This window comes from Caballeronia zhejiangensis (assembly GCF_000698575.1).
Taxonomy (GTDB): domain Bacteria; phylum Pseudomonadota; class Gammaproteobacteria; order Burkholderiales; family Burkholderiaceae; genus Caballeronia; species Caballeronia zhejiangensis.
Genome location: NZ_JFHD01000007.1, coordinates 155,112 through 177,866, shown reverse-complemented (window position 1 = coordinate 177,866; position 22,755 = coordinate 155,112). Strand labels below are relative to the sequence as shown.

Sequence of the window (22,755 nt, the reverse complement as noted above, 5' to 3'; positions counted from 1 at the left end):
GGCCAACGTGAGTTCGAGCGTTGTCATCGTAGGTGGCGGCGTGATCGGCAGCTCGGTCGCGTACTTTCTGCGCGCATCGGACCCGACCGTGCAAGTCACCGTGATCGAGCGCGACCCGACTTACGCGCGTTCGTCGTCGGCGCTGTCGGCGGCCTCGATCCGGCAGCAGTTCTCGACGCCGCTTTCGGTACGCATGTCGCTCTTCGGCATCGACTTCCTGCGTTCGATCGGCGAGCGGCTCGAAGTGAACGGCGAGCGTCCGTCGATCGATCTGCACGAAGGCGGTTATCTCTTTCTGGCGACGGCGGCGGGCGCGTCGACGCTGCGCCAAAACCACGCGTTGCAGCGAGCGCTCGGCGCGGACATCAGCCTGCTCGACGCCGCGCAACTGCGCGCGCGTTTTCCGTGGCTCAACACGGACGATCTCGCGGCGGGCGCGTTCGGCGAGAGCGGCGAAGGCTGGTTCGACGGCTACGGTCTCGTGCAGGCGCTGCGTCGCAAGGCGCAGGCGCTCGGCGCGCGTTACGTGACCACGGAAGTCGTCGGCATCGAACGCGAAGGCCGGCGTGCGAACGCCGTGCGCGCGGCCAACGGCGAAACGTATCCATGCGATGTCGTCGTGAACGCGGCGGGCGCGTGGTCGCGTCCGGTCGCGGCGATGCTCGGCATCGACATTCCGGTGTTCGCGCGTCGGCGCAGCATCTTCAATGTGTCGTCGCCGGCGACGCTCGAGCGCGCGCCGTTGCTGATCGATCCCACGGGCGTCTATTTCCGTCCTGAAGGGCGCACGTATATTTGCGGCACGTCGCCCTCGGCGGACAACGATCCCGACGACCTGCCGCTCGACGAAGTCGATCACGCGCTCTTCGACGACGTGATCTGGCCGACGCTCGCGCATCGCGTGCCGGCGTTCGAGGCGCTGCGCGTCGAGCGTTGCTGGTCCGGCTATTACGAATACAACGTGCTCGATCAGAACGCGATCATCGGCCATCATCCGGATGTCGATAATTGCATCTTCGCGAACGGGTTCAGCGGACACGGCCTGCAACAAGGCCCGGCAACAGGGCGCGGCGTCAGCGAACTGATTTTGCGCGGGCGTTACGAAACGCTCGATTTATCGCCGCTCGACTGGACTCGCGTGCTGGAAGGCCGGCCGATCGTCGAAAAGAATGTCGTATAACTGATAGAAGACTGCCAACGCCGCTTTCCATAATCGATGATTCAAGTCTGCCCGGTCATGCACCGGGCATTTTTTTCGCTACGAAACAGACAGGCGGATTGGAACCGGTTCGGATTTGCGTTGCGAACGGGCATTCTTATCATCATCGTCAGGCTGGCGGGCTTCGTCCATTAATGAAATCCACTAGGGCCAGCCGCTTTCGATGAGTGCATTCTGAATCTGTCAAAACGCTTTTTTCGCGCTTCATAGATAGGAGACAAAACATGGAAGCCAATACGAGCGCGCATTTCTACGCCTGGATCGACGACGGCGAGCTGCCGCACGACACGAGCGTTCCGGTGTCGCATCGTTCGAGTCAGGTATCGGCCGAACCCGAATATATCGCAGAGATTTGCGGACGTTTCGGCAAGACCGATGACGAAAAAAACTCCTGCGTCATTCGCGGATATAACTGACGCCCTTTAATGCAGTGTGTTGCGTTCGTGAGACGCTTTGTCACGACGCATATTTACGCGCACAAAGATGCGCCATGCGATTCATGACGCACCTTCATGAAACGCATATAGCGAATTTTTGTGTGCGTTGCCAAACGGAACGCGGTCCGGTGAGTTTGTAAATCGGAACTGCGTAAATCGAACCCGCCGCGTGCGGGTTTTTCCATTCTGGATGTCCGGAAAACAGGTTCGTGCCGCCCGGCAGCGCCTGGCCGCCGATGGCACAATCGCCGCAACGCAGGCAATCAGGAGCAAAGGTGGCGAACCTGGATCTGGACAATCCGTTTCTCGAAGCGCTCGGCGCGACGCTCACGGAATGGCGCGCGGGCTACGCCGAATTCACGATGCCGATACACGCCGGGCATCTGAACCGGCAGCGCATCCTGCAAGGCGGCGCGATCGCCACGCTGCTCGACGCCGCTTGCGGCTACGCCGGTCTCTTTCCGACCGGCGCCGCGCCTGTGCACGGCTTCACTCTTTCGCTGACCGTGAACTATCTCGATCGCGGCATCGGCGACAAGGTCGTCGCAAAAGGCTTTCTCGAACGTCAGGGACGCTCCGTCTATTTTGCACGCGGCGAAGCGTGGGTCGACGATCGCGTGATGATCGCGAGCGCGCAAGGCACCTTCAAATACGCGCGCTGATGGCTACCCGCAATCTCCTTCGGCGTCTCGATCTCACGACGCTGCAACTCTTTCTCGCGGTGTTCGAGGAAGGCACGCTCACGCGCGCGGCGGAACGCGAGGCGATCGCGGTGTCGGCGGCGAGCAAGCGTCTGCTCGAACTGGAGCAGGCCGTCGGCGCCGCGCTGTTCGAACGCAAGGCGCGCGGCATGGCGCTGACGCCGGCGGGCGAAACGCTGCTTCATCACGCGCGGCGCGTGCTGCGCGATGTCGAGAACATCGGCATCGAACTCGCCGAACATGCGAGCGGCGTCCGCGGCTACGTGCGGATGATGGCGAATCTCTCGGCGATCGTCGAATTCCTGCCGGAAGACTTGCGCGCGTTTTCGTCCGTGCACGAGCAGATCAAGATCGATCTCGAGGAGCGCCCGAGCGGCGGCATCGTGGAAGGCGTCGCGGACAGTCTCGTCGACCTGGGCATCTGTTCCGGCGACGCCGACACGCGCGGCCTCGAAACCGCGCATTACCGGCACGACCGGCTCGCGCTCGTCATGCCCGGCGATCATCCGCTGGCGAAGCGCGCGAGCATCGCATTCGCGCAGACGCTCGACTTCGATCACATCGGGCTGCATTCGGCGAGTTCCATCAACCAGCGCACGCATCTCGCGGCGCGTCAGGCGGGGCGCGCACTGCGGTTGCGCATCCACGTTCCCGGTTTCGACGCCGTGTGCCGCATGGTGCAGGCGGGCATGGGCGTCGGCGTGCTGCCGATGCAGGTGTTCGAAGCGATGGGTCGTCAGCTCGGACTCGCGGCCGTCGCGCTCGACGACGACTGGGCAGCGCGCAGCCTCGTGATCGTCGTGCGCGATTCGGATGCGCTATCGCCCGTGAGCCGGCTGCTGTTCGATCATCTGCGGACCGTCGAAGCAGGCATTTAGCATTCAAAAAACCGGCGAGCGTTCGCGTTTGACGAACGATGCTTGCCGAAATGCGGTTGGACGTCCCCGAGCGTTCGCCAATAAGCTTGTCTCCATCGAAAAGCACATCATCAGGAGACAGCAGCATGAGCGGACCTCTCCAGGGCATTCGCGTCATCGAAATCGGCACGCTGATCGCCGCGCCGTTCGCGGCGCGCATGCTGGCCGAATTCGGCGCGGAAGTCATCAAGATCGAAGCGCCGAATACCGGCGATCCCCTGCGCAAATGGCGCAAGCTGCACGAGGGCACTTCGCTCTGGTGGTATCTGCAATCGCGCAACAAGAAGTCGGTGTGCGTGAATCTCAAGTCGCCCGAAGGCGCGGACGTGATCAAGCGTCTCGCCGCCGATGCCGACATCGTCATCGAAAACATGCGGCCCGGCTCGCTCGAAAAACTCGGTCTCGGCTGGGACGTTTTGCATGCAATAAACCCGAAGCTCACGATGGTCCGCATCTCCGGCTACGGCCAGACGGGTCCGTACCGCGACCGGCCCGGCTTCGGCGCGATCGGCGAGGCGATGGGCGGCATCCGTTACACGACGGGCGACGCAGAAGGGCTGCCGGCGCGCGTCGGCGTGAGTCTCGGCGATTCGCTCGCTTCGCTGCACGGCGTGATCGGCGCGCTGATGTCGGTGCTGCGCGTGAAGACCGGCAAGGGCGACGGCCAGGTGGTCGATGTCTCGCTCGTCGAAAGCGTGTTCAATCTGATGGAAAGCCTCGTACCCGAATACGATCTGCTCGGCCATGTGCGCGAGCGCAGCGGCGGGGCGCTGCCGGGCATTGCGCCGTCGAACACGTATCGCACGGAGGATGGCGGCTTCGTGGTGATCGCGGGCAACAGCGACCCGATCTACAGGCGGCTCATGAACGTGATCGGCCGTCCCGATCTCGCGGACGATCCCGCGCTTGCCCGCAACGACGGCCGCGTGCGTCACAGCGCAATGCTCGACGAAGCGATCACCGCGTGGACCTCGCATCACTCGATGGACGATGTCCTGGCGACGCTCGAACGCGAGGAAGTGCCGTCGGGTCGCATCTACTCCGTCGCGGACATCGTCAACGACGCGCATTACCAAGCGCGCGACATGCTGCTGAAGGCAGAACTGCCGGGCGGCGCATCGGTGAAGATGCCGGGCATCGTGCCGAAGCTCTCCGATACGCCGGGCGAAGTGCACTGGCAAGGCCCGGCGCTCGGCGAGCATACGCAATCGGTGCTCGAATCGCTCGGCTTCGCCGCGGATGAAGTGGAACGGTTGCGTGCCGAAGGAGCGGTGCAATGAATTACGAATACAAAGAACCGTTGGTCGTGCAGGAGGTCGCGCCGCGCGACGGTCTGCAGATCGAAAAGCAGTGGGTCGAGACCGAAGACAAGATCGCGCTGATCGACGCATTGTCGGCGTGCGGCTTCTCCCGCATCGAGGCGGGCTCGTTCGTGTCGCCGAAAGCGATTCCCGCGCTGCGCGATGGCGACGCGGTCTTCAACGGCATCCGGCGCGGGCGAGGCGTGATCTACGTCGCGCTCGTGCCGAACGTGAAGGGCGCCGAGCGCGCGCTCGCCGCGGGCGCCGATGAACTGAACCTCGTGATGTCCGCGAGCGAGACGCACAATCGCGCGAACATGCGTATGAGTTGCGAGTCGTCGCTGGCCGGTTTCGGCAATGTCGTTCGGCTCGCCTCCGGCAAGGCTTCGCTGAACGCGACCGTCGCGACCGCGTTCGGCTGCCCGTTCGAGGGGCGCATCGACGAAGAGCGCGTCGTGTCGATCGCGCGGACGTATCGCGAAATGGGCATCGACGGCATCACGCTCGCGGATACCACCGGCATGGCGAATCCGCGTCAGGTCGCGCGGCTGGTCGCACGCGTGCTCGAACACGTCCCCGCCGCCGATCTGACGCTGCACTTTCACAATACGCGCGGCCTCGGCCTCGCCAACGTCCTCGCTGCCTACGACACCGGCGCGCGCCGTTTCGACGCCGCGCTCGGCGGTCTCGGCGGCTGTCCGTTCGCGCCGGGCGCTTCGGGAAACATCTGCACCGAAGACCTCGTGAACATGTGCGATGAGATGAGCATTCCGACGGGCATCGATCTGCCAAGGCTGATTGCGCTGTCGCGCACGTTGCCCGCGCTCGTCGGACACGAAGTGTCGGGACAAGTCGCGAAGGCGGGACGCAATTGCGATCTGCATCCGGCGCCCGATTACGTGCAAGCGATCTAATTCAAAAGACCAAAACAACACTGGAGACAAAACATGAGCGATCTAAGCGTCCACGCGGCCGATGAGCCGCACATTGTCGGCAACACCTCGCACATCATCCGCAAGGTGGCATTGCGGCTCATGCCGCTCATCATGCTGTGCTATTTCTTCGCGTTTTTCGACCGCATCAATATCAGCTTCGCGAAGTTTCAGATGCAGAGTTCGCTCGGCCTGTCGGACACCGCATACGGTCTCGGCGCGAGTCTTTTCGTGATCGGCTATGTGCTCTTCGAAGTGCCGAGCAACATGCTGCTCTACAAGGTCGGCGCGCGCCGCTGGATCGCGCGCATCATGATTTCGTGGGGCATCGCGACCGCGCTCATGGTCTTCGTGCAGACGGAATGGCAGTTCTACGGACTGCGCTTCATCATCGGCGCGATGGAAGCGGGCTTCGCGCCGGGCGTGCTGTATTACCTGACGCTGTGGTTTCCGGCGAGCTATCGCGGGCGCATCACGTCGATGCTGTTTCTCGCGTCGGCCTTCTCGGGGCTTTTCGGTGCGCCGCTGTCGGGGCTCGTGCTCGGGCATCTGAATGGCGTCGCGGGCATCGCGGGATGGCACTGGCTGTTCCTGCTCGGCGGCCTGCCGTGCGTGCTGCTCGGCATTCTCGTGCTGAAGGTGCTGAAAGATCGCGTCGATGACGCCGCGTGGCTCACGAGCGACGAGAAGACGTATCTGAAGAGCCAGATCTCGACGCAAAGTCAGCATACCGACACCGGCCATTCGCTGTTCGGCGCGATCAGGACGCCCGGCTTCCTGATGCTCGGCCTGATCTACTTCCTGATTCAGATCGCGTCGTACGGTCTCAACTTCTGGGCGCCGCATCTGATCCGGGCGGCGGGCACGCAGAATCCGACGATCATCGGCTTGCTCACGGCCGTCCCATATATCTGCGGCGCGATCTGCATGGTCGTGGTCGGCCGCATGTCGGACCGGTCGGGCGAGCGCCGCAAGTTCGTCGCGACGCTGCTCGTGATGGCGGCTGCCGGCTTCTTCGCGGCGGGCATCTTCGACAAGCAGACGACGCTGCTCATCGCCGCGCTCGGCGTGATGGGCGCGGGTGTGATCGCCTCGATTCCGGCGTTCTGGGCGCTGCCGCCGAAGCTCTTGACCGGCGCGGGCGCGGCGGGCGGGATTGCGCTGATCAACACGCTGGGGCAACTGGGCGGCATCGTGAGCCCGGTGATGGTCGGCCGCATCCGCGACACGATGGGCAGCACGACGCCCGCGCTGTATGCGATCGGCGCGATGAGCGTGCTGTGCGCGCTGTTGCTGCTCTTCGGCTTGCCGCAGACGCTCAGGCAGAAGGATCATTCGGAGCGCAAAGCCTGACGCCAAGGCTTCTGCGAACGGGAAAGCGCCCGGCGGACTGCATGTCCTGTCCCCGGGCGCTTTTTGCATTTTGCATCTGGCGTTTTGCATTCATCAGGCCAGATGGCATCTTGCATGCCGCATTCAGTCTCGCATCAATCCTTCCACGTCCACTCGCGGATCTCGTCGCGATCGATGCCTTCCTCATGCGCGTACCGCACGCTCTCGATGATCTGGTTCTTGAGCCATTCCTTCGTATGCGCGCTGCTGCCCGCGATGCGCGGCACGCGGTCGATCACGTCGATCGCGAGCGTATAGCGATCCACGCCGTTGATGATCGCGAGTTCGAACGGCGTGTTGATGTTGCCGCGCTCGCGATAGCCGTGAACGTGCATGTTCGCGTGATTCGTGCGGTTGTACGTGAGCTTGTGCACGAGCGACGCGTACGAGTGGAAGTTGAAGATCACGGGTTTGTCGCGCGTGAAGATCGAATCGAAATCGCGATGCGACAAGCCGTGCGGATGCTCGGTGTCCGGCAGCAGCCTGAAGAGATCGACGACGTTGACGAAGCGGATCTTCAGATCGGTGCAATGCGCCTTCAGGATTTCGACGGCGGCGAGCGCTTCCATCGTCGCGATATCGCCCGCGCACGCGATCACGACATCCGGCTCCGCGCCCTGATCCGTCGACGCCCAGTCCCAGATGCCGATGCCCTTCGCGCAATGCACGATGGCGTCCTGCATGTTCAGATATTGCAGATGCGGCTGCTTGTCCGCGACGATCACATTCACGTAGTCGTGCGTGCGCAGACAGTGATCCGCGACGCTCAACAGGCAGTTCGCATCGGGCGGCAGATAGATACGCACGACGTTCGGGCTCTTGTTCGTGACGACATCGAGAAAGCCGGGATCCTGATGCGTGAAGCCGTTGTGATCCTGCCGCCACACGAGCGACGTGATGAGCAGGTTGATCGACGGCACCGGCGCGCGCCAGCCGACTTCGGTTTTTGCTTTTTCGAGCCACTTCGCGTGTTGGTTGAACATCGAATCGATGACGTGCACGAACGCTTCGTAGGTCGCGAAAAGACCCTGACGCCCGGTGAGCACGTAACCTTCGAACCAGCCTTCGAGCGTGTGCTCCGACAGCATCTCCATGACGCGTCCGTCGACGGACAGCGCGCCGCCGTCTTCGTCTTCGGGCAGCGTCTGTGCGATCCAGCGCTTGCCCGATACTTCGTACACGCCGTCGAGCTTGTTGCTCGCGGTCTCGTCCGGGCCAAAGAGACGGAAGCTCGTCATGTTGCGGCGGATCACTTCGCGCAGGAACGTGGCGAGCACGGCCGTCGGCGACGTGTAGACGCTTGCGGCGCGTTTGAACTCGAACGCGTAGTCGCGGATATCGGGCATGTCGAGCGATTGCCGCAGCGCGCCGCCGTTCGCGTGCGGATTCGCGCTGATGCGGCGCGTGCCTTCGGGCGCGAGCGCGCGCAGCGGTTCGATCAGACGGCCGTCTTCATCGAACAGTTCCTCGGGCTTGTAGCTGCGCAGCCACGCTTCCAGTTGCGCGAGACTGCGGGGATTGCTTACGGCATCCGCGATCGGCACCTGATGCGAGCGCCAGTAATCCTCGACCTTCCGGCCGTCGACTTCCTTCGGTCCGGTCCAGCCTTTGGGCGTGCGCAACACGATCATCGGCCAGCGCGGGCGCGTCACGTTCTCAGGATTGGCGCGCGCGTTCGCCTGAATCGCGCGGATATCGGCGATGCAGCGTTCCAAGGTCGCGGCCATGCGCTGATGCATCGTTTCCGGATCGTCGCCTTCGACGAAATGCGGCGCGTAGCCGTAGCCCCTGAACAGGTCTTCGAGCTCGTCGTGCGGAATGCGCGCGAGGATCGTCGGATTGGCGATCTTGTAGCCGTTCAGGTGGAGAATCGGCAGCACGGCGCCGTCGGTCGCGGGATTGAGAAACTTGTTCGAATGCCACGATGTGGCGAGCGGGCCGGTTTCCGCTTCGCCGTCGCCCACGACCGCCGCGACGATCAGATCGGGATTGTCGAACGCCGCGCCGAACGAATGCGACAGGCTGTAACCGAGCTCGCCGCCTTCGTGAATCGATCCCGGCGTTTCCGGCGTGCAATGCGAGCCGATGCCGCCCGGCGACGAAAACGCGCGAAAGAGCTTGAGCATGCCGCGCTCGTCGAAACTGCGATCGGGGTAAATCTCCGAGTAATGGCCTTCGAGCCACGAGTTCGCGAGCGTCGCGGGCGCGCCATGGCCGGGACCGGAGACGAACAGGACGTTCAGATCATCGCGCTTGATGAGCCGGTTCAGATGCACCCAGACGAACGACTGGCCGGGATCGGAGCCCCAGTGTCCGAGCAGACGCCGCTTGATGTGTTCGCGCTCGAGCGGCTCGCGCAGCAGCGGATTCGCCCGCAGGTAAATCATGCCGACCGAAAGATAATTGCAGGCCCGCCAGTAGGCGTCGATCTTCGCGAGAAGATCGGGATCGAGAGGCGTCTCGAGGGCGGTCGTGCGAGTGACGTCGTCGTTCAATTGGTTCTCCTGATGAGTGAGAGGATTGGTCGAGCGTCGTGCGTGCGGCTTGCGCAGATCGAATCCTGCGCGCTGGTTAATGATCGGCTGTGATTGTGGCGGTTTGGTTGCAGGGCACGCGCGGCGCCGTCCGGTACATCTTACCGGCGGCGCGGCAACGATGGTGGCGAGCGCGTCATTCCATCGCGGCGTGGCGGAGGTCGTAGTCCATGATAAGCGCGCGGTTATCTTCCCACATGCCGATGTAATGAACCATGAAGCTGTCCGGGCGGCGATAGACCCAGGGCGTGTTCAGTTCGATGAAATCGTAAATGCGCGTCGCATCGAAGTCCGGCAGCGAGTGGAAGACATCGATGAAGTAATACTGATCGCCCTGGTTCGCATAGATGTGGGATCTGTCGTCCAGGTTCCGGCACCTTTCGATCACACGCGCGAGAGCGTCGTAGTTCTGCTGATTGCGCTGAAAGCCCATGATGCCGGAGTTGAACGCCCACGTTCCGATATCGCGTGCCAACACGGTGTCGCGTTCGCGCGTGAGCGGTTCGAGACGGCGGTTCATGTCGTTGATGAGCACATCGGCATCGAGCCAGAACACCCATTGATGATGCGGCAAGTACGCGTGCAGCAACGCGGCCTTGTGCCAGTTCGCCGACGTCTTTCCGTCGTTCAATCGCGGCGGAACATCGCGATGCACGTAAAGCGTGTAACCGTGGCGTTTGCAATATTGCCTGATGTTGGCCTCGGCGATGCGCCCGTACTGCGCGATATTCGGCGTATAGAGCATGACGATCGCGATCGCGTGGTTCGGTTGATAGACGCTTTGCGTTTCGGTTTCATGCACGCCCGGATTGGCGAGCGAGAGAAACGGCGTTGCGCGCGTCCTGCATTCGTTGATGTGTTCAAACGCTGCCGCACGAAGCCGCCGATGATGTTTCTCGTCGCGAAAGCAGGTGGAGAAGCTGTTCCACGTCGCCCAGACGCATTCGAGATTGACCGCGGCCGGAAGCACAACGTACACGTCGCCGACGCGGAACTGTTGCGGGCAAATCGTGAAGTCATGCAGCATTTCGCCTTCGTTTTCCGGCAACGCGACGCCGAGCCGGCAGCGGCCGACGAGATCCGCGAGCTTGCGGCGCACCGGTTCCGTATTGCGGAAGATGAGGATATCCGTCTGCGGGATATGGCCTTCGGCGCAAGTCAGGAGCCAGTCGCGCCCGGCCATGAGATCGGGCAATGCGACGGGCCGCAGTATCGCGGCGTTCTCGCTCAGCAGCATGAGGATTTCGTTCGGCGCGGCGCGGCTCAAATGACGCAGCAACGCTTCGTACTTGTAGACCCATTGCAGGTGCTTGTTGCTTCCCGACAAATCGGACAAGTCGATCTCGATGTGGCGATAGCCGAATTCCCGTGCGTAGTGGCGATGGTTGGCGAGCGCGCCGGGCGCGTGGTCGGACAGAAGGCTTAGGACGATCATGAGAGGCGGAAAGCGTTTGAACGGATTGCTTGGGCGAACCGCCTAGCATCGCTGTAAAGCGTTCCGGGTCGCATGGGAACTGTCCGAAAAGCGCCAGTAATACGCCGTTTCTCAAGCGCCCATAGAATGTCCGAATGATCCGAAAATCCGCTTCCATCGCCGACGCGCTGCACGGCTTTCATCCCGCCGTCGCCGCGTGGTTCGGCGCCCGCTTTCCCGCGCCGACCGCGGCGCAGGCGCGCGCGTGGCCGCTCGTCCACGCGCGCCGCTCGACGCTCGTCGCCGCGCCGACCGGCTCCGGCAAGACGCTTACCGCGTTTCTCGCCGCCATCGACGAACTGGTGCGTGACGGCGTCGCGCGCGGCGGGACGCTGCCGGACGAGACGCGCGTCGTATACGTGTCGCCGCTGAAGGCGCTGTCGAACGACATCCACGTCAATCTGGAGGAGCCGCTCGCGGGCATCGCGCAGACCTTGCGCGAATCCGGCGTGGCGGCGCCCGAGATTCGCGCGGCCGTCCGTACCGGCGACACGACGCAGCAAGAGCGCAACGCCGTCAGGAAGCGCCCGCCGCATATCCTCGTTACGACGCCGGAATCGCTCTACGTGCTGCTGTCGTCCGATTCCGGCCGCGCGATGCTTTCGACCACGCGCACGGTGATCGTCGATGAGATTCATGCGGTCGCGGGCAGCAAGCGCGGTTCGCACCTGAGCCTGTCGCTCGCGCGCCTCGACGCGCTGTGCGAGGAAGCGGGCGGGCAGCGGCCCGTGCGCGTCGGCTTGTCGGCGACGCAAAAGCCGATCGAACTCGTCGCGAAGTTTCTCGTCGGTGATAACCAGCCCTGCGAGATCGTCGATGTCGGACATGTTCGAGCGCGCGATCTCGCGCTCGACCTCCCGCCGATGCCGCTCGAAGCGATCATGTCCAACGACATGTGGGAGCGCGTCTACGACCGTCTCGCGGAGCTTGCCGGGCTGCATCGGACGACGCTCGTCTTCGTCAACACGCGGCGCATGGCCGAGCGCGCGGCACGGCATCTGACCGAGCGCCTCGGCAAGGAAGCCGTCGCCGCACATCACGGCAGTCTTGCGCGCGAGCATCGGCTGGACGCGGAGCAGCGTCTGAAGCGCGGCGAACTGCGCGTGCTGATCGCGACGGCGTCGTTGGAACTGGGCATCGATATCGGCGATGTCGATCTCGTCTGCCAGATCGGCTCGCCCGGCTCGATCGGCGCATTCTTGCAGCGTGTCGGGCGCTCCGGGCATCACGTCGGCGGCGTGCCGAAAGGACGGCTTTTCCCGACCTCGCGCGACGATCTGATCGAATGCGCGGCGCTCCTCGATTGCGTGCGGCGCGGCGAACTCGATGCCCTGACGATCCCGCACGCGCCGCTCGACGTGCTCGCGCAGCAGATCACCGCCGAAGTCGCGTGCCGCGAGTGGGGCGAGGACGCACTGTTCGAGCGCATCACGCGCGCGTATCCGTACGCGACGCTCGATCGCGCGCATTACGAGGCCGTGCTGCGCACGCTCGCGGAAGGCTATACCGGACGGCAGGGCGTGCGGGCGGCGTACGTGCATCGCGATGCGGTCTCGCGCACGCTGCGCGGCCGTCGCGGCGGCAAGCTGACGGCCGTGACCTCGGGCGGCGCGATACCGGACAACGCCGATTTCGCCGTGATCCTCGAACCGCAAGGCTTGCAGATCGGCACGGTGAACGAGGATTTCGCCGTCGAGAGTCTCGCGGGCGACATCTTTCAGCTCGGCAATACGTCGTACCGGATCGTGCGCGTGGAAGGCGGGCGCGTGCGCGTCGAAAACGCGAACGGCCAGCCGCCGAACATCCCGTTTTGGCTCGGCGAAGCGCCGGGCCGCAGCGACGAGCTTTCTCATGCGATTTCGCGTCTGCGCGCCGATGTCGACGCATGGCTCGATAGCGGCGTCGAAGCGACGGTCGCGCGGCTTGCACAAGAAAGTGGCATCGACATCGAAGCCGCGCGGCAGATCGTCGATTATCTGGCGCGTTCGCGCGCCGCGCTGACCGTGCTGCCGACGCAGGACACGCTCGTCATGGAGCGCTTCTTCGACGAATCCGGCGGCACGCAGCTCGTCATCCACGCGCCGTTCGGCAGCCGCGTGAATCGTGCGTGGGGACTCGCGCTGAGAAAGCGCTTCTGCCGCACGTTCAACTTCGAGCTGCAGGCGGCCGCGACCGAGGACGCGATCGTGCTGTCGCTGACGGGCAGCCACAGCTTTGCGCTCGATGACGTCTGGCGCTATCTGAAATCGGCGACTGCGGAGCACGTGCTGATCCAGGCGCTGCTCGACGCGCCGCTCTTTGGCGTGCGCTGGCGCTGGAACGCGACCAACTCGCTTGCGCTGCCGCGCTATACCGGCGGGCGCAAGGTCGCGCCGCAGTTGCAGCGCATGAAAAGCGAGGATCTGCTCGCGGCGGTGTTCCCGGATCAGGTCGCGTGCGCGGAAAACATCGCGGGCGAGCGCGACGTGCCGACGCATCCGCTCGTCGAGCAGACGATCGACGATTGCCTCCACGACGCGATGGATGCCGACGCGTGGCTCGCGCTCCTGCGGCGCATCGAAGCAGGCGATGTGCGGCTCGTCACGCGCGAATTGCCCGCGCCGTCGCCGCTCGCGGCCGAGATTCTGTCGGCGCGGCCGTATGCGTTTCTCGACGATGCGCCGCTCGAGGAACGCCGCACGCAGGCCGTGCTCGCGCGCCGATGGAGCGATCCGCAATCGGCGGACGATCTCGGCGCGCTCGATCCCGACGCCATCGCGAGCGTGCGCGACGAAGCCTGGCCCGAAGTCACGAGCGCCGATGAAATGCACGAGGCGCTTTCGACGCTCGCCTGCATCGCCGAATCCGAAGCGCAACGCGACCCGCAATGGATCGCGTGGCTGGATGCGCTCGCGCGCTCCGGCCGAGCGACGCGTCTGCAGATCGCGGAGCACGACGCGCTGTGGACGCCCGTCGAACGTCTCGCGTGTGTGCGCGCCGTCTACGAGCATGCGCCGATGCATCCGTCGCTGCAGCCGCCGCCCGGTTTCGACGATGCGTGGACAACCGACGACGCGCTCGTCGAAATCGTGCGCGCGCGTCTGTCGGGATTCGGGCCGCTGACGGTGCCGGAGATCGCCCGTCCGCTCGCGCTGCCCGCGTCGGCGATCGCGCTCGCCCTGACGCGGCTCGAAGCGCAGGGCTACGTGATGCGCGGACGGTTCGCGCCGGGCGCGCAGGTCGAAGAGTGGTGCGAGCGGCATTTGCTCGCGCGGATTCATCGCTATACGGTGCGGCGGCTGCGTCGCGAGATCGAGCCGGTCGAGCGGCAGGATTTCATGCGCTTTCTGCTCGAATGGCAGCGCGTCGCGCCCGATTCGCGCGGCGAGGGCCGCGACGCGCTCGGCGCCGTGCTCGAACAGCTCGAAGGTTTCGAGGCGCCCGCCGTCGCGTGGGAGGAAGAAATACTGCCGGCGCGCATCGCCGATTATTCGGGCATGTGGCTCGACGATCTGTGCCGCGCGGGCAAGCTCGTGTGGACGCGTCCGGCAGGACGCTCGCGCGCATCGGGCGGTCCGGTGCGCGGCACGCCGATCGTGCTGCTGCCGCGCCGTCACCTCGATGCATGGAACGCGCTCATGCGTCCCGACGAAGCGCCGCAACTGTCATCGCGCGCCGAACGCGTGTTCGACGCGCTCAAAGCGCACGGCGCGATGTTCTTCGACGAACTGCTCTCCGACGTGCGCCTTCTGCGCACCGAACTCGAAGACGCGCTCGGCGAACTGGTCGCGCTCGGACTCGTCAATGCCGACAGTTTCGCGGGCCTGCGCGCGCTGCTCGCTCCGGCGGCGAAGCGCAACGCGTTCGCGCGGCGTCCGAGGCGCGGTGGCCTCTTCATCGGCGGAATGGACGACGCGGGCCGCTGGGCGCTCCTGCGCCGCGCGAAACCGGACGACGCGCGCGAAGACGGCGATCTCGAACACATCGCGCTGACGCTTTTGCGGCGCTACGGTGTCGTGTTCTGGCGTCTTCTGGAGCGCGAGGCGCAATGGCTGCCGCCGTGGCGCGATCTGCTGCGCGTCTATCACCGGCTGGAAGCGCGCGGCGAGATTCGCGGCGGGCGCTTCGTCGCCGGGCTCGCGGGCGAGCAATTCGCGCTGCCCGAAGCCGTGCCGCTGCTGCGCGACATGCGCAAGCGGCCGAAGGACGGCGTGTTCGTGGCGCTGTCGGCGGTCGATCCGCTCAATCTCGTCGGCACCTTGCTGCCGGGAGAAAAGGTGCCGGCGCTCGCGGCCAATCGCGTGCTGTATCTCGACGGCGTGCCGGTCGGCGCGGTGGTCGCGGGCAAGACGCGCTATTTCGGCGATTTCGATGGAGAAGGGCGCGAGCGCATGCGTCTCGCGCTCGTCAAGCGCACGGCGCGTTCGCTCGGCAGTTCCATCGGCAGCGGAGTGACGGGCGCGAGCATGCCGACGCGCCATTGAAGCGGCGAAGGACGCGATCCCTCGCCGCTATCGACGTTATTTCTTCGAGACGAATCTCGTGGTGAACGGACCGGCCTGCGTAGCGGGCACGTCCTTCACCGGCACGCCCGGATAATCGACGACGCGATTCGTCGCCGATGCCGGCCGGATGCGAAACAATGGACGCACGCCATCGCGCGCGCCGCCGACGATCGTATGCATCGCCTGCCTGTCGAGTTCGACGCTGTCGGCGAGATCCCTGATTCTGATGACGGCCATGGATGCTTCCTCCAGAGTGGGGAGTCGCAATCGAGTATAGACAATCGTCTTCGATGTGCCGGAGCGACTCCGTGATCCGCAACACCGATCGCGCGTGAACGCCAATGGCGGCACAAGGCGCGTGCCTTCTGCCGCAAAGACGTTCGTGAAGATCAATGCGAATCGCGTGCCAACGCCGCGTGCGAGCTGCGTGAACTGTCCAGTGCGTTGATTTTTTTGTCCTTTTCGCCACGCGGCGAGTTCGTGCCAAGCGTATTTCGATGGCGTGACGCCAACACTCGTCATCGATGTGTCGGTCTCCGAACGACATGTGCGCGATGCCGCTCATGATCGAAAACGCCATTTGCGAAAGCTCCATGTGAAGGCTAGTATCGAACGATCACCGGGGTTTTGTTACGACAAGTAGTTGTCGATCGATTGGAGCCGCGTCGCGTCGCACAGATGACAAGTTTTGCGCAAGCGATTCGTACTTATCGGGGCGACGGCGGGTCGCGCGACGAGTTCTTTGCGGGAGTGGACGGCGCACTGGCGACCGAACAGACTCCGGCAAGGCGGCTCATGGAGATCCTCGACGAGGAGCACGCGGCGCGGCCGTTGCCCCCCGACATCTATGCGGCCATCCGCCGCCGCATCGAGCATGCGGCGCGCATGCGTCCCGAAGCCGATTCTCCCACCGGGCCCGCGAGCCGCGACGAGACGCGTCTGCAAACGTCGCCGGGTTTCGCGCCGCCGCCTTCGCGCGATCCGAGCGGCGGCACCGGGAGTCAGGCGACGCAAGTGATGGTCGATCACGATCAGCAGATGAAAGGCGTCGGCGACACGCTCAACAGCCGTTTCGTGCTGGAAGAATGTCTCGGCATCGGCGGAATGGGGACCGTGTACAAGGCGCTCGATCTGCGCAAGCTCGAAGCGTCGGACCGGCGCCCGTATGTCGCGATCAAGGTGCTCAATCTCCAGTTCCGCGGCAATCCGAAATCGCTGATCGCGTTGCAGCGCGAGGCGCGCAAGGCGCAGCAGCTCGCGCATCGGAATATCGTCACCGTGTACGACTTCGACCGCGACGGTCAGGTCGTCTATCTGACGATGGAATATCTGTCTGGCCAGCCCCTCTCGCGTCTGCTTCGGAACCCGAACTTCAAGGGCATGCCGTTCTCCGAGGTCTTTCCGATCTTCAAGGGCATGGCCAACGCGCTCGCCTACGCGCACGAACGCGGCTTCGTGCACTGCGATTTCAAACCGGCCAACGTGTTTCTCACGGACACGTCGGAAGTGAAGGTGATCGACTTCGGCATTTCGCGCGTGATCCAGCGGCCCGAGGAGGAAACCGAGGCGACCGTGTTCGATCCCGGCAGCCTCGGCGCGCTCACGCCCGCGTACGCGAGCCCGGAGATGCTGGAGCATCGCGAGCCCGATCCGCGCGACGACATTTACGCGCTCGGCTGCATCACCTACGAATTGCTGACGGGCAAGCATCCGTTCGATCGCGTGCCCGCGTTGCAGGCGAGAAGCGCGGGCATGAAGCCGCAGCGTCCCGAGCATCTCGGCAACAAGCAGTGGAAAGCGCTGAAGGCCGCGCTCGCATTCGAACGCGAAGCGAGGACGCCGAGCGTCACGCAATTTCTCGAAGATATCGCCGACGAAAATGCCGCGTCGCCCGCGGGCCGCAAGGGAAAAAAAGGCGGCGTGCCGAAGTTTGCGATCGGCGCGGCGGCGCTCGTGGCCCTGCTGGCGGCGGGCGCGGGATATTACTTCTACGATCAGTCGAGGGGCGGCGAGGAAGTTGCGCACGAAGCGCCGCCCGCGCCGGCAGAAGGCAGCGCCGCGGGCACGGTGACACCGCATTCGCCCGGCGCGCCCCCCGCTTCGGCGGCGGTGGCGGTCACGCCCGCCGTGCCCGCGACGCCCGTTCCCGAACTCACGATGGCCGCCGTCACGCCCGTGCTCGGGAGCGTGCCGTGCTCGGCGCTGGTGGCGTCGGTGCACGATCAGACCGTCGACGTGCAGGGCTTCGTATCGCAGAAATACGGTCTCGCGCGACTGAAGGAAGCGCTCGGCCGCGTGCCAGGCGTGAAGACGACGAACTTCGGCGTGCAGCCGGTCGCCGACGACAAATGCGATCTGCTCAAGGTGTACGGCCCGTTCTGGACGGCCAACCGCCAGTCGGGGCGACCGGCATCGGTGCACACGCGCTCGCGCGCGACGAGCCTTACCGAAGGCGACCCGCTCATCGTCGATCTGATGACGCCCGCGTTCGAGTCCTACGTCAACGTCGACTATTTCATGCTCGATGGCAGCGTCGTGCATCTGTTGCCGAACGCGCGCTCGCGCGACAACCAGGCGCCCGCGAACTACACGGCGACCATCGGCACAATGGGCGATTGGGTCGTCGGCAAGCCGTTCGGTTCGGAGATGATCGTGCTGACAGTCACGCCCGCGCCGCTCTTCGACTCGCCGCGCCCCGACAGCGAAGCGAAGTCCGAATATCTGCGCGCCGTCGACAAGCGGCTCTCGGCGCTCGCGGGCAAATACGGCCGCGAGCGCGTCGCCGTCGATATCTTCCAGATCACGACGCAAGCCAAAAAGTAGCGCCGGCTCAGGGTTTCGTGGCGGACGCCAGCACACAGGGCATCGGCACGAGCAGCTCGCCGTGCCGCGCGTACGCCGTCACGCGGGCGTGCACTTCCTGCGCGATTGCGGCAAGCGCGCTTTTCGATTGCGCGCGCAGCAGCGCCGCCATTCGCACGCCGCCGTGCATCAAGGCGTCGAGCGGCGTTTCGGGCAGCACGAGATGCCACGTTTGCTCGACTTCGACGGCGCGCGCGTCCGCAAAGCCGGCTTCGGTGAGCACGCGCACACATTCGTCGGGATCGCTGAAGCGAAAGAAGGGCGGCGAGGGCGGCAGTCCGACATCGAGCGTCCCATGCAGCCGGACCGCGTCGAGCACCATGCCGAAGCCGACCGCGCGTTCGGGTGCAGCCCACGCGGTGAACGCAATGCGTCCGCCCTGGCGGAGCACGCGCGCCGCTTCGTCGAGCGCGCGCTCGGGCTCGGGAAAATGCAGCATGCCGAAGTTGATGCCGACGGCGTCGAAGCTTTCGTCGCCGAACGGCAACTGCTCCGCGCCCGCGAGATGAAACTCGATCTCGGGATGAAACTGCCGCGCGTGCGCGATCATCGACGCGGAAAAATCGACGGCCGCCGCAGTCGCGCCACGCTCGATCGCCGCCGCGGCGAGATTGCCCGGCCCGGCGGCGACATCGAGCATGCGGATGCCCGGCGCGACCGAAAGCGCATCGAGCAGCGCGGGATGCGCCTGAACGGTCAGCCTTCCAAAATAGTCCTCGTACGACGGGACCACATGCTCCCAGCCGTCCTTCTCGAACGCTGCGAATTCGTCGAATTGCATGACGCACCTCCGCTCGCCGCACGCGCGGCTCGTCGTTGCCGGAGGCCGGGCCTCGTCAGGACCGCGCGAGGCTAGGTCTTGGGCTTCTCGATAGAAGCTTTGAGTTCGTTCAGGGCGTCTTCCATGCGTTTGCTGACGAGCGCATAGGCTTCGGCCTGAGTCTGCTGGGTCGTGCGCGCGATGTCCTGCATGTCCGCGAGCGCGTTGTGCAGCGCGCGTTGCACGACTTCGTTGGCGTTGAACGGCGGTTGCGTCGAGGTCGTGGCGAATTGTTTTGCGATGCCTTCGAGATCGCTCAAGGTCCGGCGCAGGATTTCGAGTTGTTTGTCGCGCAGCGCCTCCATGCCGCCGAACGCGACGCGATTGGTCGCCGCGAGCGCTTCGACGTCCTTGCGGCGCGATTCCATGATCGCGGTGACGTCAAACCCAGGAAGCTGGTACTGCTGGAACATGGCTGCAAACTGGCTGAACGGATCGCTGAAATTTTGGTTCATCGTGCCTCCCCAGGGTTTTGTCGGTCGAATGCGAGCCATTCTTGCGGGCAAAGGCGAGGATGGCCCGGGCAGCATGCGCCGTGTGCGCGAAGCCATGCCAACGCGCAGCCAGCACCTGATACTACCAATATAAGCCGTGGAAATGGGGCAAGGGAAAACACCAGAACGAGCGGTCGCCTCCCGAGCGCGCGCGGCGTTCGGTTGAGGTTGATGCAGGTCAATTCGTGCCGCGCCGAGCAAGCGACCATTGAATTATCGCGGCGCGGTATCGGTGCGCCCGACGGTCGGGAGAACATCATGATCAGGGGTGAAGGGCGCATCGTGGCGGCTTTGGGCGCGGTGTTCGTGACGCTGGGCGGCATCAATGCGGCGCTGCGCGGCCTGCTCTTCGACGAGACGTCGGTGATGTACTACGGCGTGCTCGCGATACTCATCGGGGCTGCGTCGTTCGTCGTGATGCTGACACCGTTCCCGAGCGACGAGCCCTGACGATTGAGCGCGTGCCGATCAGATTCTCTCCTCGTCGGCGAATACGCCGTGCTCCGCCTTGATCTGCTCGCGATCGATGCACTGGACGTGCCAGCGTCCGGTGCTCTTCATGCCCGCGCCGTCGGCATACCAGAGGACGCGTCCCGCGAGACCCTCGCATGGGCCATCCGGCGCGTCGACATCGAGGCGCTCCAGAACGCAGATGGGATCGCCCACTTGCTGGCCGCAAATCATCGTGCCGTTCGAACCTGTGCGCAAGCCGCCCCAGTCCGGCACATCGACGGACTGATGACCCTCGCGCGACCATCGGCGGGTTTCCTTGTCGAGCCACAGGATGGCGTAGGCCGCCGATTGAGCGCCTTCGAAGCCATCCAGCTTGACCGTGATACGCATGTCATCCTCCATGAAGCAAATTCGATGGACGAAGACGCTCGGCGCTTTCGCCGGCCATGAGCGTCCTCGGTTGAATGGCGGCTTGCGCCGCGCGTATTGTTGAGGCGTTGCGACGCGATCTTCTCAGACCGCGATGAGAGGTTCGAACTGGACGCCGCAGATAAGTTTAATCGCGCCGCATGTAATGGGTTCCATCGCCGATGCGTTCGTATGGCACGCTTCGGATCGCGAACTTGCCGCGCCGCAACAGCGATGATGTCCGAACCAAACAAGCAAGTCCGATGCCGAAATGTGTCGCCGACACATGTTCGCTTCGTGACTGCATGAGTCAAGTTTAGTACGACAATCTGACCGTTCAGCGACAGTCATCGGAGGCAAATCGCCGCACGCGCGAGCAACCGATGCGCGATGCGTGCGCCGCATCATCGCGTGATGTGGTGTAACCAGAATGCCCGTCGAGCGTGCATCGGTGCACCAAGGCGGCTTCGCGCGCCCCAGCGCATCGCGCGTGCGTGCCGTTCGTTTGCTGCTGCGACGGACAACACGCTGCGCTGCAATATCGATGGAGATGAATTCATGCGCGCAATGGTCTTCGACGGCAACGGTCCTTTCCTGCAGTTGCGCGATCTGCCCGATCCGGTGCCGCGCGCAGGTGAACTGCTCATCGACGTCCATGCGTGCGGCGTGTGCCGCACCGATCTCCATGTAGTCGATGGCGAGCTCGCGCATCCGAAGCGGCCCGTGATACCGGGCCACGAGATCGTGGGAACGGTCGCGCGGCTCGGCGCGGGCGTGACGAACTTCGCGCCCGGCGATCGCGTGGGCGTGCCGTGGCTGGGCCATACCTGCGGCCGTTGCCGCTACTGCATCGCCGGCCGCGAGAATCTCTGCGATGCGCCGGGTTTCACCGGCTATACGATCGACGGCGGTTACGCGCAACGCGTCGTCGCCGATGCGCGCTACTGCCTGCATCTGCCGCAACGGTATTCGGACGTGGAAGCCGCGCCGCTGCTTTGCGCGGGACTGATCGGCTATCGCACGCTCGCGGTGGCCGGCGACGCGCAGCGCATCGGCATCTATGGCTTCGGGGCGGCCGCGCATATCGTCGCGCAGGTGGCGAAGCATCAGGGGCGCGCGGTCTATGCGTTCACGCGTCCGGGCGATATCGCGGCGCAACGTCTCGCGCTCGCCCTGAAGGCGCATTGGGCGGGCGGCAGCGACGAGACGCCGCCCGATGAACTCGACGCCGCGCTGATCTTCGCGCCCGCCGGCGCGCTCGTGCCCGCGGCGCTCAAGGCGGTCGCGAAGGGCGGCGCCGTGGTGTGCGGCGGCATCCACATGAGCGACATTCCTTCGTTTCCGTATGCGCTGCTCTGGGGCGAGCGGCGCGTCATGTCGGTGGCGAATCTCACGCGCGAGGACGGCCGCGCGTTCATGGGGATCGCCGCGCAGTTTCATTTGGATCTGCACACGACACCTTATCCGCTCGACGAAGCGAACCGCGCACTCGCCGATCTGCGCGACGGCAAGCTGACGGGCGCGGCGGTGCTGACGGTCCGCGCGTGAATCAGTGATGTTCGAGCATCGCGCGATCGACGATGCGGACCTGACGCCCGTTGAGCCCGATCGCGCCTTCGCGCTGCAGCTTCGAGAGCGTGCGGCTCACGGTTTCGAGTTCGAGCCCGAGATAGCTGCCGATATCCGCGCGCGTCATCGGCAAGAGAAGATCGACCGGATGTCCGCCGGATGACGTTGCGCCCGCGTCGAGGCGTTCGGCGAAATCGAGCAGGAACGCCGCGACGCGTTCGCGCGCGGGCATGGTGCCGAGCATCAGCGCGAGACGCGATGCGCGCACGATCTCCGCGCTCATGATCGCGAGCAGTTCGTGCTGCATCCCCGCGTATTCGCGACACAGCGGTTCGAGAATGCCGACCGGCATGATCCGCACGACGCTCGCTTCGAGCGCGACGGCGTCGCTTTCGTGCCGGTTCGTGCATATGCCGTCGAGACCGAGCGTTTCGTTTTCGAAGTGAAAGCCCGTGACCTGCGTGTGCGGCGCGCTGTCATCGTCGCTGCTGGGGAATGTCGCAACGGTCTTGAAGCAACCGCTTTGCACCGTATACAGGCTGCGCAACGGCTCCCCCGCGCAATACAACGCATCGCCACGCTCGACGGTGCGCGTCGGAAACGGGATCGCGTCGGTGTCCGAAAAGCGGACGTGCAACGTCGGCGCGCGCCGGGTCGAAGCGCCTGCATCGATTGAAGGTTCCATTGCGACTTCCTCCTTCAAGACCAGTATGGTTCACGAATGGAGGAAAAGAAAATCGGCCTGACTCGCGCGACCG

General features: G+C 64.6%; 18 protein-coding genes. 11 read left to right on the top strand and 7 right to left on the bottom strand.

Annotation, left to right across the window (positions count from 1 at the left end; translation table 11 throughout):
* Positions 1-7: 7 nt before the first annotated feature.
* The 7 genes from BG60_RS12740 (at position 8) to BG60_RS12710 (ending at position 6,860) form a co-directional block, all read left to right on the top strand.
* Positions 8-1,180 (top strand): NAD(P)/FAD-dependent oxidoreductase, encoded by a 1,173-nt coding sequence (locus tag BG60_RS12740; RefSeq protein ID WP_033536132.1) that lies wholly within the window; start codon positions 8-10, stop codon positions 1,178-1,180.
* A 263-nt stretch (positions 1,181-1,443) separates the two neighbouring features.
* A complete protein-coding gene (locus BG60_RS12735; RefSeq protein WP_008353456.1) occupies positions 1,444-1,635 on the top strand; it encodes a hypothetical protein in 192 nt (63 codons plus the stop codon).
* A 296-nt stretch (positions 1,636-1,931) separates the two neighbouring features.
* A complete protein-coding gene (locus BG60_RS12730) occupies positions 1,932-2,318 on the top strand; it encodes a PaaI family thioesterase (RefSeq protein ID WP_008353455.1) in 387 nt (128 codons plus the stop codon).
* Entirely contained in the window at positions 2,318-3,235 is a 918-nt protein-coding gene (locus tag BG60_RS12725) for a LysR family transcriptional regulator (RefSeq protein WP_008353454.1), read from the top strand. Before BG60_RS12730 ends, BG60_RS12725 begins: the two co-directional genes overlap by 1 nt.
* 125 nt (positions 3,236-3,360) lie before the next feature.
* On the top strand, positions 3,361-4,554 hold the full coding sequence (locus BG60_RS12720; RefSeq protein ID WP_008353453.1) for a CaiB/BaiF CoA transferase family protein: 1,194 nt from the start codon (positions 3,361-3,363) through the stop codon (positions 4,552-4,554).
* Positions 4,551-5,489 carry a hydroxymethylglutaryl-CoA lyase gene (locus tag BG60_RS12715; protein ID WP_008353452.1) on the top strand — a complete coding sequence of 313 codons (939 nt, stop codon included), beginning with the start codon at positions 4,551-4,553 and terminating at the stop codon, positions 5,487-5,489. Before BG60_RS12720 ends, BG60_RS12715 begins: the two co-directional genes overlap by 4 nt.
* 33 nt (positions 5,490-5,522) lie before the next feature.
* On the top strand, positions 5,523-6,860 hold the full coding sequence (locus tag BG60_RS12710; protein WP_008353451.1) for an MFS transporter: 1,338 nt from the start codon (positions 5,523-5,525) through the stop codon (positions 6,858-6,860).
* 134 nt (positions 6,861-6,994) lie between these two features.
* Here the strand turns inward: BG60_RS12710 and BG60_RS12705 are convergent, their stop codons facing one another.
* On the bottom strand, positions 6,995-9,394 hold the full coding sequence (locus tag BG60_RS12705; protein WP_034471782.1) for a phosphoketolase family protein: 2,400 nt from the start codon (positions 9,392-9,394) through the stop codon (positions 6,995-6,997).
* A gap of 175 nt (positions 9,395-9,569) precedes the next feature.
* The gene (locus BG60_RS12700; RefSeq protein WP_008353448.1) at positions 9,570-10,868 is read right to left on the bottom strand and encodes a glycosyltransferase family protein; all 1,299 of its coding nucleotides are present in this window, start codon (positions 10,866-10,868) and stop codon (positions 9,570-9,572) included.
* A gap of 134 nt (positions 10,869-11,002) precedes the next feature.
* Between BG60_RS12700 and BG60_RS12695 the strand changes: the two genes are divergently transcribed.
* Complete coding sequence (locus tag BG60_RS12695; protein ID WP_008353447.1) at positions 11,003-15,370, top strand: DEAD/DEAH box helicase; 4,368 nt, start codon at positions 11,003-11,005, stop codon at positions 15,368-15,370.
* A gap of 36 nt (positions 15,371-15,406) precedes the next feature.
* On the opposite strand, the gene BG60_RS12690 is transcribed toward BG60_RS12695, so the two are convergent.
* Positions 15,407-15,628 carry a hypothetical protein gene (locus tag BG60_RS12690; protein WP_008353446.1) on the bottom strand — a complete coding sequence of 74 codons (222 nt, stop codon included), beginning with the start codon at positions 15,626-15,628 and terminating at the stop codon, positions 15,407-15,409.
* A 441-nt stretch (positions 15,629-16,069) separates the two neighbouring features.
* On the opposite strand from BG60_RS12690, the gene BG60_RS12680 reads away from it, so the two are divergent.
* Positions 16,070-18,214: a serine/threonine-protein kinase gene (locus BG60_RS12680; RefSeq protein WP_033536133.1), complete on the top strand. Its 2,145-nt coding sequence runs from the start codon at positions 16,070-16,072 to the stop codon at positions 18,212-18,214.
* 7 nt (positions 18,215-18,221) lie between these two features.
* On the opposite strand, the gene BG60_RS12675 is transcribed toward BG60_RS12680, so the two are convergent.
* On the bottom strand, positions 18,222-19,034 hold the full coding sequence (locus BG60_RS12675; RefSeq protein WP_008353444.1) for a class I SAM-dependent methyltransferase: 813 nt from the start codon (positions 19,032-19,034) through the stop codon (positions 18,222-18,224).
* A gap of 71 nt (positions 19,035-19,105) precedes the next feature.
* The gene (gene phaP / locus BG60_RS12670; protein WP_008353443.1) at positions 19,106-19,528 is read right to left on the bottom strand and encodes a phasin family protein; all 423 of its coding nucleotides are present in this window, start codon (positions 19,526-19,528) and stop codon (positions 19,106-19,108) included.
* Positions 19,529-19,825: 297 nt separating this feature from the next.
* On the opposite strand from phaP, the gene BG60_RS12665 reads away from it, so the two are divergent.
* Positions 19,826-20,017, top strand: coding sequence for a DUF2964 family protein (locus BG60_RS12665; protein ID WP_033536164.1), 192 nt, complete (start codon positions 19,826-19,828; stop codon positions 20,015-20,017).
* Between the two features lie 18 nt (positions 20,018-20,035).
* On the opposite strand, the gene BG60_RS12660 is transcribed toward BG60_RS12665, so the two are convergent.
* Positions 20,036-20,410 carry a DUF3564 family protein gene (locus BG60_RS12660; protein WP_033536165.1) on the bottom strand — a complete coding sequence of 125 codons (375 nt, stop codon included), beginning with the start codon at positions 20,408-20,410 and terminating at the stop codon, positions 20,036-20,038.
* Between the two features lie 576 nt (positions 20,411-20,986).
* On the opposite strand from BG60_RS12660, the gene BG60_RS12655 reads away from it, so the two are divergent.
* Positions 20,987-21,976, top strand: a complete 990-nt coding sequence (locus BG60_RS12655; protein ID WP_008353440.1) for a zinc-dependent alcohol dehydrogenase family protein — start codon at positions 20,987-20,989, stop codon at positions 21,974-21,976.
* Between the two features lies 1 nt (position 21,977).
* Here the strand turns inward: BG60_RS12655 and BG60_RS12650 are convergent, their stop codons facing one another.
* Positions 21,978-22,682, bottom strand: a complete 705-nt coding sequence (locus BG60_RS12650; protein ID WP_008353439.1) for a Crp/Fnr family transcriptional regulator — start codon at positions 22,680-22,682, stop codon at positions 21,978-21,980.
* Positions 22,683-22,755 lie beyond the last annotated feature (73 nt).

Coding starts and splice junctions, on each gene's coding strand:
- phaP (WP_008353443.1), bottom strand. CDS start 19,528: ATGAACCAAAATTTCAGCGATCCGTTCAGCCAGTTTGCAGCCATGTTC.
- BG60_RS12700 (WP_008353448.1), bottom strand. CDS start 10,868: ATGATCGTCCTAAGCCTTCTGTCCGACCACGCGCCCGGCGCGCTCGCC.
- BG60_RS12720 (WP_008353453.1), top strand. CDS start 3,361: ATGAGCGGACCTCTCCAGGGCATTCGCGTCATCGAAATCGGCACGCTG.
- BG60_RS12655 (WP_008353440.1), top strand. CDS start 20,987: ATGCGCGCAATGGTCTTCGACGGCAACGGTCCTTTCCTGCAGTTGCGC.
- BG60_RS12715 (WP_008353452.1), top strand. CDS start 4,551: ATGAATTACGAATACAAAGAACCGTTGGTCGTGCAGGAGGTCGCGCCG.
- BG60_RS12690 (WP_008353446.1), bottom strand. CDS start 15,628: ATGGCCGTCATCAGAATCAGGGATCTCGCCGACAGCGTCGAACTCGAC.
- BG60_RS12650 (WP_008353439.1), bottom strand. CDS start 22,682: ATGGAACCTTCAATCGATGCAGGCGCTTCGACCCGGCGCGCGCCGACG.
- BG60_RS12735 (WP_008353456.1), top strand. CDS start 1,444: ATGGAAGCCAATACGAGCGCGCATTTCTACGCCTGGATCGACGACGGC.
- BG60_RS12695 (WP_008353447.1), top strand. CDS start 11,003: ATGATCCGAAAATCCGCTTCCATCGCCGACGCGCTGCACGGCTTTCAT.
- BG60_RS12680 (WP_033536133.1), top strand. CDS start 16,070: ATGACAAGTTTTGCGCAAGCGATTCGTACTTATCGGGGCGACGGCGGG.
- BG60_RS12665 (WP_033536164.1), top strand. CDS start 19,826: ATGATCAGGGGTGAAGGGCGCATCGTGGCGGCTTTGGGCGCGGTGTTC.
- BG60_RS12710 (WP_008353451.1), top strand. CDS start 5,523: ATGAGCGATCTAAGCGTCCACGCGGCCGATGAGCCGCACATTGTCGGC.
- BG60_RS12675 (WP_008353444.1), bottom strand. CDS start 19,034: ATGCAATTCGACGAATTCGCAGCGTTCGAGAAGGACGGCTGGGAGCAT.
- BG60_RS12660 (WP_033536165.1), bottom strand. CDS start 20,410: ATGCGTATCACGGTCAAGCTGGATGGCTTCGAAGGCGCTCAATCGGCG.
- BG60_RS12725 (WP_008353454.1), top strand. CDS start 2,318: ATGGCTACCCGCAATCTCCTTCGGCGTCTCGATCTCACGACGCTGCAA.